General features: G+C 53.5%; 12 protein-coding genes, 1 pseudogene and 1 riboswitch. Of the genes and pseudogenes, 6 read left to right on the forward strand and 7 right to left on the reverse strand.

Annotated elements, in window-relative coordinates; translation table 11 throughout:
- The first annotated feature begins 31 nt into the window (after positions 1-31).
- The 3 genes from metG (at position 32) to C0977_RS06660 (ending at position 3,928) form a co-directional block, all read left to right on the forward strand.
- Positions 32-1,966, forward strand: a complete 1,935-nt coding sequence (gene metG, locus C0977_RS06650; protein WP_023053958.1) for a methionine--tRNA ligase — start codon at positions 32-34, stop codon at positions 1,964-1,966.
- Positions 1,966-2,733 (forward strand): TatD family hydrolase, encoded by a 768-nt coding sequence (locus C0977_RS06655; protein WP_101912842.1) that lies wholly within the window; start codon positions 1,966-1,968, stop codon positions 2,731-2,733. The genes metG and C0977_RS06655 overlap by 1 nt, the downstream gene beginning before the upstream one ends.
- A 211-nt stretch (positions 2,734-2,944) precedes the next feature.
- Positions 2,945-3,928 (forward strand): peptidoglycan-binding protein, encoded by a 984-nt coding sequence (locus C0977_RS06660; RefSeq protein WP_023053909.1) that lies wholly within the window; start codon positions 2,945-2,947, stop codon positions 3,926-3,928.
- Between the two features lie 119 nt (positions 3,929-4,047).
- Here C0977_RS06660 and C0977_RS06665 read toward each other — a convergent pair whose 3' ends face one another.
- The 5 genes from C0977_RS06665 to C0977_RS06685 all read right to left on the reverse strand — a co-directional run bounded on the left by C0977_RS06665 (position 4,048) and on the right by C0977_RS06685 (position 9,638).
- Positions 4,048-4,674 carry a response regulator transcription factor gene (locus C0977_RS06665; protein ID WP_023053906.1) on the reverse strand — a complete coding sequence of 209 codons (627 nt, stop codon included), beginning with the start codon at positions 4,672-4,674 and terminating at the stop codon, positions 4,048-4,050.
- Positions 4,667-6,115, reverse strand: a complete 1,449-nt coding sequence (locus tag C0977_RS06670) for a sensor histidine kinase (protein ID WP_023053907.1) — start codon at positions 6,113-6,115, stop codon at positions 4,667-4,669. The genes C0977_RS06665 and C0977_RS06670 overlap by 8 nt, the downstream gene beginning before the upstream one ends.
- Positions 6,108-7,040, reverse strand: coding sequence for a phosphate/phosphite/phosphonate ABC transporter substrate-binding protein (gene phnD / locus C0977_RS06675; protein WP_101912907.1), 933 nt, complete (start codon positions 7,038-7,040; stop codon positions 6,108-6,110). The genes C0977_RS06670 and phnD overlap by 8 nt, the downstream gene beginning before the upstream one ends.
- 180 nt (positions 7,041-7,220) lie before the next feature.
- Positions 7,221-8,573, reverse strand: coding sequence for an MFS transporter (locus tag C0977_RS06680; RefSeq protein ID WP_023053150.1), 1,353 nt, complete (start codon positions 8,571-8,573; stop codon positions 7,221-7,223).
- 156 nt (positions 8,574-8,729) lie between these two features.
- On the reverse strand, positions 8,730-9,638 hold the full coding sequence (locus C0977_RS06685) for a LysR family transcriptional regulator (RefSeq protein ID WP_101912843.1): 909 nt from the start codon (positions 9,636-9,638) through the stop codon (positions 8,730-8,732).
- Positions 9,639-9,782: 144 nt separating this feature from the next.
- Between C0977_RS06685 and C0977_RS06690 the strand changes: the two genes are divergently transcribed.
- The 3 genes and pseudogenes from C0977_RS06690 (at position 9,783) to C0977_RS06700 (ending at position 13,147) form a co-directional block, all read left to right on the forward strand.
- A complete protein-coding gene (locus C0977_RS06690; RefSeq protein WP_101912844.1) occupies positions 9,783-10,964 on the forward strand; it encodes a DNA polymerase IV in 1,182 nt (393 codons plus the stop codon).
- 30 nt (positions 10,965-10,994) lie between these two features.
- Positions 10,995-11,282 carry a hypothetical protein gene (locus tag C0977_RS06695; RefSeq protein WP_023053144.1) on the forward strand — a complete coding sequence of 96 codons (288 nt, stop codon included), beginning with the start codon at positions 10,995-10,997 and terminating at the stop codon, positions 11,280-11,282.
- Positions 11,283-11,737: 455 nt separating this feature from the next.
- A riboswitch (SAM riboswitch) is annotated at positions 11,738-11,840 on the forward strand.
- Between the two features lie 73 nt (positions 11,841-11,913).
- Positions 11,914-13,147, forward strand: a pseudogene (locus C0977_RS06700) (branched-chain amino acid transport system II carrier protein).
- Between the two features lie 17 nt (positions 13,148-13,164).
- Here C0977_RS06700 and C0977_RS06705 read toward each other — a convergent pair.
- Both C0977_RS06705 and C0977_RS06710 read right to left on the reverse strand, forming a co-directional pair.
- Positions 13,165-14,001, reverse strand: coding sequence for an Mrp/NBP35 family ATP-binding protein (locus C0977_RS06705; protein ID WP_101912845.1), 837 nt, complete (start codon positions 13,999-14,001; stop codon positions 13,165-13,167).
- Complete coding sequence (locus C0977_RS06710) at positions 13,994-14,359, reverse strand: DUF134 domain-containing protein (RefSeq protein ID WP_101912846.1); 366 nt, start codon at positions 14,357-14,359, stop codon at positions 13,994-13,996. Before C0977_RS06710 ends, C0977_RS06705 begins: the two co-directional genes overlap by 8 nt.
- Positions 14,360-14,362 lie beyond the last annotated feature (3 nt).

A 14,362-nucleotide genomic window follows, 5' to 3' on the forward strand; every position in this document is an offset into this window, starting at 1 on the left:
CTCATTTGCCGGTACAGGAGGGGATCATCCCATGAGTGAAAAGAAAACGTATTATATTACAACGCCTATTTATTATCCCAGCGCCAAGCTGCATATCGGGCATACCTATTGCACGACGATTGCCGATTCCTTGGCACGTTTTCACCGTCTGCGCGGCGACGACGTTTTTTTCCTGACCGGCTCCGACGAGCATGGACAGAAGATACAGCGCGCCGCCGAGGCCAAGGGGATGACGCCTATCCAATATGTCGATGAAATCGTCGCCCTTTTCCGGCAGTTGTGGCGAGAGTTGAATATCTCCAATGACGACTTCATCAGAACGACGGAAAGACGCCATGAAAAAGTGGTGCAAGCGCTGATGCAGCGTTCTTACGATAACGGCGATATCTACAAATCGCAGTATGAAGGCTGGTACTGCACGCCGTGTGAAACTTTCTGGCCTGAAAATAAGCTGCCTGACGGCAAGCACGTCTGCCCGGACTGCGGCAGAGAGCTCGAATTGGTCAAGGAAGAAAGCTATTTTCTGAAAATGAATAAATACGCCGAAAGATGGCTGCGTTTTATTGAAGAAAATCCTGATTTCATCCAGCCCGAGTCACGGCGAAACGAAATGATCGCCTTCGTTAAGAGCGGCCTTGAAGACCTCTGTGTTTCGCGCACTTCCTTCGACTGGGGAATCAAGGTTCCCTGGGATCCGAAGCATGTCGTGTACGTCTGGTTCGATGCGTTGGCCAACTATTTGACGGCTATAGGATACGGGTCGGATACGGAGCAGTTCGAAAAATTCTGGCCTGCCGATCTGCACTTGGTCGGCAAGGAGATCGTTCGTTTCCATACGATTATTTGGCCGATCATGTTGATGAGTTGCGGCTTGCCGTTGCCGAAGAAGGTTTTCGGTCACGGCTGGCTCATCGTCGACGGCACGAAAATGAGCAAATCGCTGGGGAATGTCGTTGATCCGCTGCCGCTTATCGAACGGTACGGCGCCGATGCGCTCCGGTATTATTTGCTGAAAGAGATCCGTCTCGGGCAGGACGGCAATTTCTCTCTGCCGTCCTTCATTAACCGCATTAATTCGGATCTGGCCAATGATTTGGGCAACCTTTTGCAGCGGACGCTGGCGATGGTCGAAAAATACGAAGGCGGCGTTGTGGCGGCGGCGACTGTCAGAACCGGTGTCGATGATGAATTGGCGGCAGTGGCGGCGAAGACGGCGGAACTCTTTGCGGCTCAGATGGACGAGATGAAGGTTAATGACGCCCTGAATGAGCTTTGGGCTTTCGTGCGCCGCACGAACAAATATATAGACGAAACGACGCCGTGGGTTCTCGCCAAAGAGCCGACACAGGCGGAACGGCTGCAAAGCGTACTGTATAATCTCGTTGAAGCGCTTCGCATGATTGCCGTCATGATCAGTCCGTTCATGCCGCAGAGCGCTGCCAATATGTGGCAACAACTCGGGCTGCATGATTTCGACGCGGTGCGGCTCGACGACGTACAGACCTGGGGCGCTTATCCTGCCGGTACGGCGGTGCAGAAAGGGGCGGCGCTCTTTCCCCGGTACGACTTGAAAGAAGAAATCGCCGAGGATAAGGAAGAAGCGGCGGCACCCGTCTGCCCGGCGGCGAAGGAACCGGTGAAAGCGGAAATTACGATTGATCAGTTCGGTGAGACGGACTTGCGCGTCGCCAAGGTCATTGCCTGTGAAAAAGTGCCGAAAACGGCAAAGCTGATGAAGCTGCAACTCGATTTGGCGACGGAAAAACGGCAAGTTGTCAGCGGCATTGCCAAGTATTACAAGCCGGAAGAGCTGATCGGGCGCCATGTCATTCTCGTGACGAATTTGAAGCCGACGAAGCTTTGCGGCGTCGATTCGGCCGGAATGATCCTCGCCGCGTCCGACGGCAATGACCATCTTCAAGTTGTCTTTGTCGATGGCATGGCGCCGGGAAGCCGTGTGCGCTGATGCTGTTCGATACGCATTGCCACATCAACGACGCCGCTTTTGACGGCGATCGCGAAGACATGTTGCAGCGGGCCTTTGACGGAGAGGTGTCCTATTTGCTGTGTCCCGGTACGGATCTGGAAACATCAGCTTCAGCGATTACGCTGGCCCGCGCGTATCCGCAGGTTTACGCCGCCGTCGGCATTCATCCCGAAGATGCGGCCAAAGCGACGCCGCAGTCCTTTGCGCAGCTGCGGCAATGGCTGGCAGAGGAACCGAAAGTGGTCGCTGTCGGTGAAGTCGGTCTGGATTACCATTGGCCGGAACCGTCGCGGGAAATTCAGCAGGCCGTTTTTATCGAGCAGGTGAAAATGGCGGTCGCGTTGGATATGCCTATCGATATTCATGACCGTGAAGCGCATGGCGATACGCTGGCCATTTTACGGCAATACGGCAAAGGATGTCGCGGCGTCTTTCACTGCTATTCGGGAAGTTTGGAAATGGCGGAGGAATTGATCGGAATGGGATTTTATATCGGCTTTACGGGGACGACGGTGTTTCCGAATTCGAAGAAAGCCAAGCGCCTTGCCGCCGCCTTGCCGCTGGAACGAATGTTGATCGAAACCGATTGCCCCTATTTAACGCCGCCGCCGCATCGCGGTCATCGCAATGAGCCTGCCTATGTCCGTTACGTCGCTGAAGAAATTGCCCGCCTGCGCGGCATTACCGGTGCAGAAGTTATGGCACAGACGGCGGCGAACGGCAAGAAGATATTCGGGATTCCCTGAGCGAAAAGGCGCTGATGAGAAGATCAAGCGTCAATCGGCGCCGGTTTTTGACGATCAGCCGGTTCCGTGCTATAATGTAAAAACAATGTAAGAAATGTGAAGCTATCCAAAAGTGATGATCTTTTGGATAGCTTGTTTTGTTCAGCGACGATTTGGGAGCAGGTCTTAAGAGGATCGGATATCACATAGTTATTCCAAAAGGAGTATCGATATGAAATGGGTTTACAACGGTATGATTCTGGCTTGTGCAGTGGCGGCTCTGGCTGTTTTGCCTGCCGGCGCTACGTTCCATCCCGGTGACAGGGGGCCGCAGATTCTGGAAATACAGCAGGCCCTGAATGCCGCAGGATATGCGGTCGACGCCGACGGAGATTACGGCAGCGGGACGGCGGGAGCTGTGCGCGCGTTCCAGACCAGTCACGGCTTGGATATCGACGGCATTATCGGAGCGCAGACGTATAAGGCGATTATGGGTAAAGCGTTGCCGGAGAATAAATGCAGTCATTTCGTGCAGAAAAAGACTGACGCCGCTTCGGCAGGAACAGGTCAGACGATCGCGCCCATGGCCGTTACGGCTGATAATGAGATTCAGGTCGTACAACAGGCCTTGGCGTCGCACGGATATAGCGTCGTTATCGACGGCGTTTTCGGCAGCGGTACGGAACAGGCGATCCGCGAGTTTCAGCGGCAGCGCGGTCTGGACGCCGACGGAATCGTCGGCAAGGCGACTTTCTATGCGCTGACGGGGCAAGTATTGCCGACAGGGCCGATCCGTCGTTTCGGCAACGGCGGCTACGGCGGTTCCATTGCCATCGACGGCGCCACGACGGCGATTGCGCAGCGCGTTTTGGGGATTGCCAATCAGTATATCGGCGTTCCTTACGTTTTCGGCGGTACGACGCCAGCCGGCTTCGATTGCTCTGGATTTACCCGTTACGTGTATTCTGCCGTCGGGATTGACTTGCCTCGCGAAGCCGATGCGCAGTACGGCGTCGGATATACGGTATCAGCACCGAACCTGCAACCAGGCGATCTCGTCTTTTTTTCGACGTATCTGCCCGGCGTGTCCCATTCGGGGATTTATATCGGCAACGGACAATTTATCAGCGCGACGAACGCCGGCGTCAGCGTCGATAATTTAAACAGTTCGTACTGGTCATCGCGCTATGTCGGCGCCAAACGCGTCGTAACCTGATGGCGCGCTAAGGCGGGAGGTAATTAAAAAAACGTAAAAAAGAGAACGTTTCCCTTGAAACGTTCTCTTTTTTATGCGTGTCGGCAAGCGTGATTGCGGCGTATCGTGCAAGTACCGGGTCAGTGCAGTAAATGGCGCTTCAAAGCGTAGTCGACAAGTTCCGCATTCGTTGTACAATTGAGCTTGCGCATGAGTCGCGTCTTATAGGTGGAAACGGTTTTTACCGATAAATAGAGCCGTTCGGCAATGGCGGAAAGGGAATTGCCGCGGGCAATGAGGGTCAGCACTTCCAGTTCTCGCTGCGACAACGCCGGCGGTTTTTCGGCGCTGAGGCTTTCCACGAGTGCGGCCGTCGCTTTTTCCCCGAGGTAGCGCTTGCCGCCGGCGATGCTGTGCAGGGCGGCAAAGAGCTCCGTGTCGAGCGTATCTTTGCAGAGGTAGCCGTCGGCGCCTTGCATCATGACCTCCTTGACATATTGCTGCTCGCTGTACATCGTGAGGATAATGATCTTTACGGGGTTACCGGCGCTCCGGATACGGTTCAGGCATTCCAGGCCGCCCATGCCGGGCATGGACAGATCCAGAAGGATGACATCTATTTCTTCCGTTTCCAACAAGGAGAGGACCTCTTTTCCGTCAGAAGCTTCGGCAACGACGGTAAAATCGGGCTGTGACTGTAAAAGAAGCTTTAGACCGGTGCGCAGGACGCGGTGGTCGTCGGCTAAGAGAATGCGGAGTTTATTCATGATCTGGCGATCCGAAGGTCATTTCTTCCGGCAAGGGAAGGGTAATGAGGATCGTCGTGCCTCCTTTCGGGATACTGTTAAGGGTAAACGTGCCGTTCAACAATGCTACTCGTTCACGCATGCTGACGAGGCCCAGATGGTTTTCCAGGCGGGCTTTTTCCGCGTCGTCCGGGTTGAAGCCGACGCCGTCGTCGCTGATCGTCATATTGAGCGTTCCCTCCAGGCGCTGCAGGCTGATGGATACGGCGGAGGCGTGAGCGTGGCTGACGATGTTTGTCAGCCCTTCTTGCAGCGTGCGGTAACAGAGCAGGGATACGGGGCGGGCCAGGTCGTCGAAATTTCCTGTGTGAGAAAATTCGAGCGTCAGTTCTTCATGGGCGCTGCGGAAGGTTTCCATATATTTTTCCATGGCGCTGACGAGTCCCAGGTCGTCGAGAAGGGGCGGATGGAGGTTGACGGCGAGACGTCGCAGGCTTTCCAGCGTGTCTTTGGTGACGGTACGAACATTGGCGAGGAGAGCCCGTCCCGTTTCGGTCGGAATATATTCCCTGAGAACGCGCAGATAGGCGAGAATGGAGGCCATAGATTGGCCGGCTTCATCGTGAAGTTCGCCGGAAATACGGCGCCGTTCATCTTCGCGGGCCGTGAACAGGCGGTTGATCAGTTGCAGACGCAGCGCTTCTTTCGCCTGAAGCGAAGCCAGCAGGGCCGAATTCTCCGCGTCTTTTTGCCGCAGCTTTCCGGTCATATCGTTGAAGGCGGCTGCCAGCCCGCCAATGTCTTTGTCCGCGTCGGGTTCGACTGTTACGGTATAATCGCCGCTGCCGAGACGGCGGACGGCTTCCGACATCATTTGCAGGGGCAGCAGGAACGCGTAGGCGAAGCGGGATGCGAAGAACGACGCGACGGTGCAGACGACGAAGATGAGGACGAATAATTCCAGACCGCGGCGCAGCAGGAGCTCGTACATCTCATTTTCCATCATGCCGATGCGCAGATAACCGACTAAGCCGTCGTCAATGGGGTACATGATTTCACGGATATAGCCTTCGTTGCTGTCAAAGGTGATCGTATCATATTCCGTCGTTCCTATCGGTCGTCGCTGTTGCGGCAATCCTTGCGGCAGCCCGGCGGTAAAGGTGCTGGTCAGGATGTCTCCTTGCGGCTTTGTGACGATAATATAACGGACGTGATGGTTTTTGTTCTTAATTGCCAGTAGCTGTTCCGTAATGGCGAAGCGGTCGTCGACGAGAATTTGGCTGCTAATGACGGAGCCGACGGAAACGGCGATTTCCGTGCCTGTCTGGTCAAGGTTTTCTTCCAGGGAGCGGCTGGTCGTGTAGAGGAGTACGGCGCCCATGACAAGGCCGCTGATGAAGATGGCGCCGACGAGGAGGATATTGAATTTTACATAGAGACTGTGTCCGTTTATCTCACTCACCTGGCTCTCTCTGTGTGCGGAGATAATTCCTGCGCAGCGGCTCATACAGTTCCGGCTGCGGCGGTATGAACTGATCGATGATTGCCTGGCGCAGCGCCGGTCGGAGCGACGCTTCACTGCCCAGGGCGTAAAACAGTTGCCGCAAGGCGGCCTTTTCCGCTGCCGGCAAATCACTGCGCATCACGACCGGTCCCGTCGGCGCTTTTGAAAGCGTTGCGATGATCGTCACTTTTTCACGGAGCTGCGGATTTTCTTCCAGCATGTGTTCGTAGATCTGGCTGTCGACGCTGGCGGCGTCGGCAAGGTGATTGGCAACGGCCCAGATTGATTTATCGTGATTGTATGTATAGAAGTAGTGGTGAAAATAAGCGTCTGCCGTCGTCTGTTCATCAAGCAGGCGGTAATCGACGGCAAGGCGCCCGGAATAGCTGATCGGGTCGGTGAATGCGAAAACCCGTTGCCGCGTATCTTCGAAAGAGCGGACTTGCCCGTCTTTGGCGGCAATGACGTAGGTTTCGTAGAAAATGGTTCCCTTCGTTTGCACCATTGCCAGAATTTCGATCGGCCTGCCGCCGCGATAAGCGGCATAGGCCCCTGTCGAGACGAAGGCGATATCGGCGTCGCCGTCGGCAAGAAGCCGATTCAGCTCACCGTAGGTCCGTCGCTGCAGCAATTTGGTCGGCCTGCCGCTTTTGACGGCGATATAGTCGATCATCGTCTGGTACGCCTGGCGAGTTTCCAACGGCGACATAACGGAAGCAAAGGCGATGCGCAACGGCTTTGCTTCCGCCGTTTCCGGCGTCGTTGACGCCGCTTCGTCTTGTGTGGCGGAAAAGTCGATGCGCCCTTGCGGCGATGAGCAGCCGGCAAGGAGCAGGCAAAGCACGGTGACTGAAAAAAATACGATGGGCCGCAACAATCTCATAAAACGTTTCCTCCTTAGCCGCACCTGTTTATTACTTCCATCATACCATAAACTATTTCGGCCGTCAGTATCTTGCCGGCCGGCGGAGCCTTGTCCGACAGTCGCCGCGATAATCTGCAACCGCCGGTTCAAGGCAACTAAAAAGAAGGCCATATATATGGCCTTCTTTTTAGTTAACGATTACTCATCGTCTTGCGGCTTAGCATTCCAGACAAGGAGAGCAAGGAGTGTGGAAAGGACGGCAGCGCCGACCCAGAATGCGGTAGCATAGCCGAAATCATATGTTTTTACGCCTTCGACGACGGTAATTGTCATCAGTTTACCGGTAATAAATTCCTGAATGGCCGCGCCGGCATAGCTGAGGAGGCCGATCATGCCCATTGCCGCGCCGGTAACGCGTTTCGGAACGATGTCGACGGCCATCAGACCGCCCATGTAGCAGACCAGGGCGCCCATGGTAAAGCCGTAAAAGGTCATACAGAGCAAATCTGTCGTAAATGACTGGGGAGCCCATACGAAACCGGCGATGGAAGCGGAATAAAGAATCCCGTAGATGAGAGCCGGCGCATTGCGCTTGTGATTAAAGAACTTGTCGGAGATCCAGCCGCAGAGTAACGCGCCGAAGATGCCGGCGACCTGCATGTACGCCATGACTCCGGCGGCGCCCATGATGTCGTAGCCCTTGGCGGACGTCAGGTAGACGACGCCCCAGCTTTCGACGGCGTACCGGGCAATGTATACGCAGAGCGAGGAGAGCCCGAGAATCCAGACGGCAGGGTTTTTGACGACGGCATTCCACTGCATGGCGCCGACGGATTTTTTCTTTTCCGCGTCGACCTGTTCCTGTGATTTTTCACCGTAATACACGGCGCCGTTGGGCAGGCCGATTGTTTCGGGACGGTCGTTCATGCCGAAGTAGATAAAGGCCGTGCCGATCAAGGAGATGACACCAGCGGCGACGAAGCCCATCGACCAGTTGTAGGCGGAAACGATGGCGGCAATAGCGAAGTAGGCAAAGGACGAACCGAGGTTATGGCTGGTAAACCAGACGCCGTACAGTGTACCGCGTTGTTTGTTGCTGAACCATTGATTCAGCGCGACGATCGAAGGGCCGGCGCCGTAAGACTGGAACCAACCGTTGAGGCCCCAAAGAATGGCCAACGGAACGAATGAATTCACGAGTCCCATACCTACCATTGTCAAGGAAGAGATAAAAAGACCGAAAGAAAAGAACCGTTTGTTGTTCATGCGGTCGGCAAGGAAACTGTTCGTGAATTTACCTAAACCGTAGGTAATGAAGAAAATGGAGCCGATTACCCCGACTTCCGTCGGTGTGACGATTCCGGAAGCGAGGAGCGGTTTTTTAATGACCGAATAGCTTTGACGGATAATGTAATAAAAAGCGTAACCGATCGTGATGGAAGCGAAAACACGCCAGCGAATGCTGTCAAACTTTTGCTTGACGACACGTTGGTCGGTTATCGGCTCCGCATCGGGTGACGTCTTGAAGAAACGCCAAATAAAATCTAACATGAAAAATACCACCTTTCGATGTAGTTTATGATATCTTTATTATCGTAAACTTAGGGGAATCGGAAAATCGGAAGATTTCTGATTTTTTTGTAGGAAATTTTCCGACAAAAAAATACCCTCTCCGGCGAGAAGGTATTTCGAGATAAAACGTGGCGCTTACCGACAGCTGCGGCTCGGCCGTTTGTTGAAAAATTCCTTGAAAGACTGAACCCAGGTTCGTGTCGGGTGTGACAAGTAGCCTTTGCTTTTCCAGATCATTGCCAAGGTCCAGGGAATCTGCGGATCTGTCAGCGGAATATGGATGACATCACCGTCGGGAATGCGGCGGCAGATCGTTTCCGGCAATAAGGCGATGCCCAATTTGGTGCGGACCATTTCGACGAGAAAATCCCAGTTGCTGCTCTGGCAGACGATTTTCGGATCGGTCATGAGCTCTTGATAAAAAGAGCGGATAAAGGGATTCAGGCTGAACGTTTTCGGGTAGTAGACGAGCGGTTCCTCCTTGATTTCCTGTAGGGTCAGCTGGTTTTTCTTTGCCAGCTTATGATCTTTCCACAAGACGACTTCCAGACATTCCTTGTTGAAAATAAAGAATTCATACGGCGTTTCCGTCGTGATCGGCAAGGCTACGAAGCCGGCCTGGATGACGCCGTCGTCAATGGCCGAAATGACTTCCTGTGAGCCGACTTCTTTGATTTCCAATTCGATATCGGGATAGGCTGTCGTGAAATAATGAATAAAAGGAGAGATGAAAGAAGAGCCGACCATAGGCGGAATGCCGACGGCAAGCTTGCCGGAATTCAGCAGGCTCGGCGCCTTCAGGTCCTCGTTCAGCTGACTGAACTCCTTGATCAGCGCTTCCGCCTTCGGCAACAGGTAGATTCCCATTTCCGTCAGTTCCACATTTTTTCCGTTTCTGTCAAAAAGGCGGACATTCCAATTTTCCTCCAGCGCCTTGATGCCTTTGCTGATGGAAGGTTGGCTGATGTGCAGCGATTTTGAAGCCTTTGTGAAACTTTTTTTATGGGCAACTTCAATGAAGTATGTCAGTTGGAATAAGTCCATATGCTCGCCTCCTATACGTAATTATCTTACCATACTCGCAACTTTTTTGCAGCGGTTACAGCGTGATAAAAGATGAGAAATCACCTATATTTTACTGGGAAAAACGTTGTATAATAGCAGTAATGGAAAGAGAGGCGCTGCAAAATGCCTAAACGTTGGATTATGCATGTGGATATGGATGCGTTTTATGCTTCTGTAGAGCAGCGCGACAACCCTGCTCTGCGCGGATTACCGGTTATTGTCGGCGGCCTGACGGACCGCGGCGTCGTAGCGACGGCTTCTTATGAGGCCAGAGCCTGCGGCGTTCATTCGGCGCTGAGTATGAAGGTCGCGCGGCAGCGCTGTCCGAACGGCGTATTTCTGCCTGTTCGCATGTCGCACTACCGGCGCATATCGCATCAAATACGCCTTATCTTCTCACAGTATTCGCCGTATATCGAACCCTTGTCGCTAGATGAGGCTTTTTTGGATATTTCGGGAATGGAAGGGCATTATACGGTTGTCACGGATCTCGGCAAGGCAATCAAGGCGGATATTTTGCGGGAAACGGGATTAGTGGCTTCCGTCGGCATCGGGCCCAACAAATTTTTGGCGAAGCTGGCATCGGACTTGGAAAAACCTGACGGACTGGTTCTGATCGGTTACGGTGAAGAGCAGAAACGGCTGGCGCCGTTGCCGGTGCGCAGACTTTGGGGCGTCGGCAAGGTTACGGCCGCTGCGTTGGAACGTGCCGGTTACCGTCACATCGGCGATATCGCCGCCGTCGGCCCGACTGCGCTGGAGCGTACCGTCGGCAAGCAGGCGCGGCGTATTTACGAGTTGGCTTGCGGCATTGACGACCGCCCGCTGTCGGTGCACCGCCGGCCGCAATCTGTCGGCAGCGAGCACACCTATCCGCACGATCTGCAGACGCGCCGTGAAGCGGACGAACAGTTCCGCATCTTGGCGAATGAAGTTTCCTGGCGATTGCGCCGGAATCACCTTATGGGGCGAACGATAACGATCAAGGTCCGGTTTGCGTCGTTTCGGACCGTGACGCGGTCGTTGACGCTGGATACGATGGGGACTTGCGCGGAAGCGCAGTTGTATTTTGCGGCCAAACGGCTTTTTACCAGAGATCTGGCGTTTGAGCCGATACGGCTTTTAGGGCTGACGGTCAGTCAATTGCAGCCGCTGCAAATACAGGGCGATCTTTTTTCTGACGATGCGGAAACACAGGAAAAGGTGACGGCGGCGATCGACAGACTGCAGGAACGGTTCGGCAGACAAGCGATCATGAAGGGGTTTCTTTGGGAATTATCACAAGATAGAGAGACGAGAAAATAAACAGTCAGCAACTGAAGGAGGTTTTTTACGATGGCCATATACAAAATAGCTGCGCATACGGGAACGAATGATAACGGGTATATTCAATACGATGCAGATACACGGACCGTACAGGTTCATCTTTGTAATGACGAGATCAACCGAAAGGTTTACGAGTACCTGACGACCTGCCAGACGCTTCACAACTATGTCGATCTGTCTTTTTTCGAGACGATCAAAGAACGGCCTGTCGCCAGTTGGGAAACGATGCGATTGGCGCTGGCGAAGGTCTGGATGGAACTGGGTGTGCATATTGATTGGAGCCGCAAGGTAGATTGATTTTTTCGTCATATGCCACATGTTATGCACAAATTACACACAATCTTGGCGCCTGTCTGTGTATAGGCTTTAAATGCCCTGTTTTTCGCCGCTTTTTCTCCTTCTTTTCGAGACGAGATACCGCTTAAATTGTGGATAACTCAGATATCTCCAGGCGGAAAGAGCCGTGGCTTATCTCCTGCTATTCGCATATTGGAGAGGATAAGGCGGAATCTTGACGGAAGGCGAAACGGCTGTGTACAGGTGTTGTGATTTTGTGTATAAGTTATCCTGAAAAGGGTAAATTTTGTGTGAAGAATTGTACAAATGGCGTAATTACGCCATTTTTTACAGCTGTTTTGAGCCGGTTGTCCACATTTTGGTCATGGGAAACGGCTGGTGCGAGAACGTGCACGGAAAAGGATAGGCTTGACGGGGGAGCATTTTCGGTATATAGTGAAGAAGTCTCATTACAATATGCATCTAGAGCAGCTGAGGGACTGGCCCGACGACGCTGCGGCAACCTTCCGGAAGGAAAGGTGCCAATTCCAGCGCCACGGCGATGGCGACAGATGACAATAGGGGTTTTGCAGGTGCGTCATCGTTATGATGACGCATTTTTTTGTGCAATCATTCGTTAGGGGGAATCGTCATGATTGAAACGAAAACACTTGCCGGCCGAACGGTGCGGCTACGAGACGTTTTTATTCTCGGATTTGCTTTTTTTGCGACGTACTTCGGCGCCGGCAATCTTATTTTTCCGCCGCAGTTGGGCTTGAGCAGCGGGACCGCTTTTCTTCCGGCACTGCTCGGGCTGTCCTTGTCAGGCATTCTGTTGCCTGTGTTTGCGCTTCTGGTTATTAACCGGTGCGGTGATGTGCGGCGTCTTACGGCACATGTCGGCAAGCACACGTATCATATCTTATTAACGTTGCTGATGATTATCTGTACCTTTGTTTCCATTCCGCGGACTTGCGCGACGGCCGTTCAGCTTGGCGTACAGGGGAATTTTCCCGATCTGCCTTTTACTGCCGGCGTGCTGATTTATTTTGCCGTCGCCTATTTTTTTACCTTTGATGAAGGCAGCGTTTTTGATAAGATGGGCAAATATTTGACTCCGATATTGGCGTTGATCCTCATTGTTGTCGGTGCGGCTGGCATCTTTTTTCCCTTGGGGACGCCGGCAGATCCCGTTGTGGAGAATGCTTTTGTCAATGCTTTCTTGGGCGGATATAATACCGGTGACGTTCTGGTCAGCTTCATCATGGCTTCCTTGTTTATCGGTGCCGTCGAGGCCAAGGGGTATACGACGCGGAAATCGCGCAATGAAGCGATGGTGTTGTGCGGCCTGATTACGGTTATTCTGCTTCTGGTTATTTATGGCAGTCTTCTTTATATGGGGGCCTGTGTCAGCGGAGATTACGAACAGTCCATTGGCCGTGCCGCGTTACTTGTCGCCATTATTCAGCGCGCTGTCGGCGGGAAGGGTGTCGTATCGTTTTTTCGTTATCGTGACGGCGGCGGTATCGGCGGCAACGGCGCTTTTGGGCGTTGACGGCATCGTTACGTATATCGGGTGGATCTACAGCATTTCCTATCCGCCCGTACTGGCATTAATGGTCTTGGGGACGTTTGCCAAGGTCATTCCCAATGACGGCGCGTATAGAGGGGCGACCTATTTGGTCGTTATCTATGCGTTGCTTGAAGCGTTTCCGGGCCTTAGCGGCATGGCAGCCGCTAAGGTCATTGTGGCGGTCACGCCGTTGTCGTCTTACGGCTTTGGCTGGATCACGCCCTTTCTCATCGGCTTTGTCGGCGGCGCTGTGTGGGGACACGTGCGCCGCGAAACGGCAATCGGTCCGGAAAATGAAAAAGCCATCTCATAAGAGATGGCTTTTTTTGCTTATTTACCGAAAATGCCGGTCAAATAAGCGGCTGTGTCTTCCAAATACGTTGCGCCGTATGTTTCGATTTCGCCTTTATCGCAATGGGCTGCGAAATTCGGATCGATCGGCAGTTTGGCGACGTGGGGGATATCGTATTTTGCCGCCGAAGCGTCGGCGCGGCTCGGCCCGAAAATCTCATGACGGCTGTGACAGTCGGGACATTCGAAGTAACTCATATTTTCGATCAGGCCGAGGACGGGGACTTTCATCAACTCCGACATGCGCAATGCCTTTTCCACGATCATGGAAACCAGCTCCTGCGGGGAGGTGACGACGAAAATGCCGTCAATCGGCAGGGACTGGAATACGGTCAAGGGAACATCGCCGGTACCGGGCGGCATATCGACGAACATGTAGTCGATATCACCCCAGAGAACGTCGGTCCAGAACTGCGTAACGGCGCCGGCAATGACGGGGCCGCGCCAGACGACGGGATCGCCCGTATCTTCCAGGAGAACGTTCATAGACATGACTTTGATACCGGTCTTCGTTTCTACGGGATAAATGCCGTTTTCCGCGCCTTTTGCGCGCTTATGGAGGCCGAAGGTGGTCGGAATGGACGGCCCCGTAATATCGGCGTCCAAAATGGCCGTCTTATACCCTTGCCGCTGCATTTGCGTTGCCAGCAGAGAGGTAACTAATGATTTACCGACGCCGCCTTTACCGCTGACTATGGCAATGACATGCTTGACCTGGCTGCCTTCGTGAAGCTTTGCCAATAAATCTTGCGGTTCTTTGCGACTGCTGCAGTTGCTGCTGCAGCTGGAGCAGCTTTGATTACAGTTTTCACTCATTTCTATCGTCTCCTTTTGCTCTCCCAAGGGCGGCACGGCAGCAGAGTGCGCGGCACGTGGCGGCCCGTTGACAGGTTTTGATATTGCCGCCTTCGATCAGGAGGCGTTTTCCATGGATAACGACATCGGCAAGCTTGCGGCGCGCCGTTTCATAGATACCGGTTACGGTTGTGCGGGAAACGGCGATCTGTACAGCGCATTGCGCCTGTGTCAGACCGACGAGATCAATGAGGCGAATAACCTCGTACTCATCGACGGTCATAACGACAGTAGGCCGCATTTTTTTCTCGTCTGCCGGGAGAAATTCATCGACCTGAGGCAAGGCGCAAACCTTGCGGCAACGCGACGGTCTGGCCATGGG

The sequence above is a fragment of the Megasphaera vaginalis (ex Bordigoni et al. 2020) genome (assembly GCF_900240295.1).
GTDB lineage: Bacteria > Bacillota > Negativicutes > Veillonellales > Megasphaeraceae > Megasphaera > Megasphaera vaginalis.

What these genes read in the sequence shown, in the direction of transcription:
- metG (WP_023053958.1), top strand. Translation starts at nt 32, where the DNA reads ATGAGTGAAAAGAAAACGTATTATATTACAACGCCTATTTATTATCCC.
- C0977_RS06655 (WP_101912842.1), top strand. Translation starts at nt 1,966, where the DNA reads ATGCTGTTCGATACGCATTGCCACATCAACGACGCCGCTTTTGACGGC.
- C0977_RS06660 (WP_023053909.1), top strand. Translation starts at nt 2,945, where the DNA reads ATGAAATGGGTTTACAACGGTATGATTCTGGCTTGTGCAGTGGCGGCT.
- C0977_RS06665 (WP_023053906.1), bottom strand. Translation starts at nt 4,674, where the DNA reads ATGAATAAACTCCGCATTCTCTTAGCCGACGACCACCGCGTCCTGCGC.
- phnD (WP_101912907.1), bottom strand. Translation starts at nt 7,040, where the DNA reads ATGAGATTGTTGCGGCCCATCGTATTTTTTTCAGTCACCGTGCTTTGC.
- C0977_RS06680 (WP_023053150.1), bottom strand. Translation starts at nt 8,573, where the DNA reads ATGTTAGATTTTATTTGGCGTTTCTTCAAGACGTCACCCGATGCGGAG.
- C0977_RS06685 (WP_101912843.1), bottom strand. Translation starts at nt 9,638, where the DNA reads ATGGACTTATTCCAACTGACATACTTCATTGAAGTTGCCCATAAAAAA.
- C0977_RS06690 (WP_101912844.1), top strand. Translation starts at nt 9,783, where the DNA reads ATGCCTAAACGTTGGATTATGCATGTGGATATGGATGCGTTTTATGCT.
- C0977_RS06695 (WP_023053144.1), top strand. Translation starts at nt 10,995, where the DNA reads ATGGCCATATACAAAATAGCTGCGCATACGGGAACGAATGATAACGGG.
- C0977_RS06705 (WP_101912845.1), bottom strand. Translation starts at nt 14,001, where the DNA reads ATGAGTGAAAACTGTAATCAAAGCTGCTCCAGCTGCAGCAGCAACTGC.
- C0977_RS06710 (WP_101912846.1), bottom strand. Translation starts at nt 14,359, where the DNA reads ATGGCCAGACCGTCGCGTTGCCGCAAGGTTTGCGCCTTGCCTCAGGTC.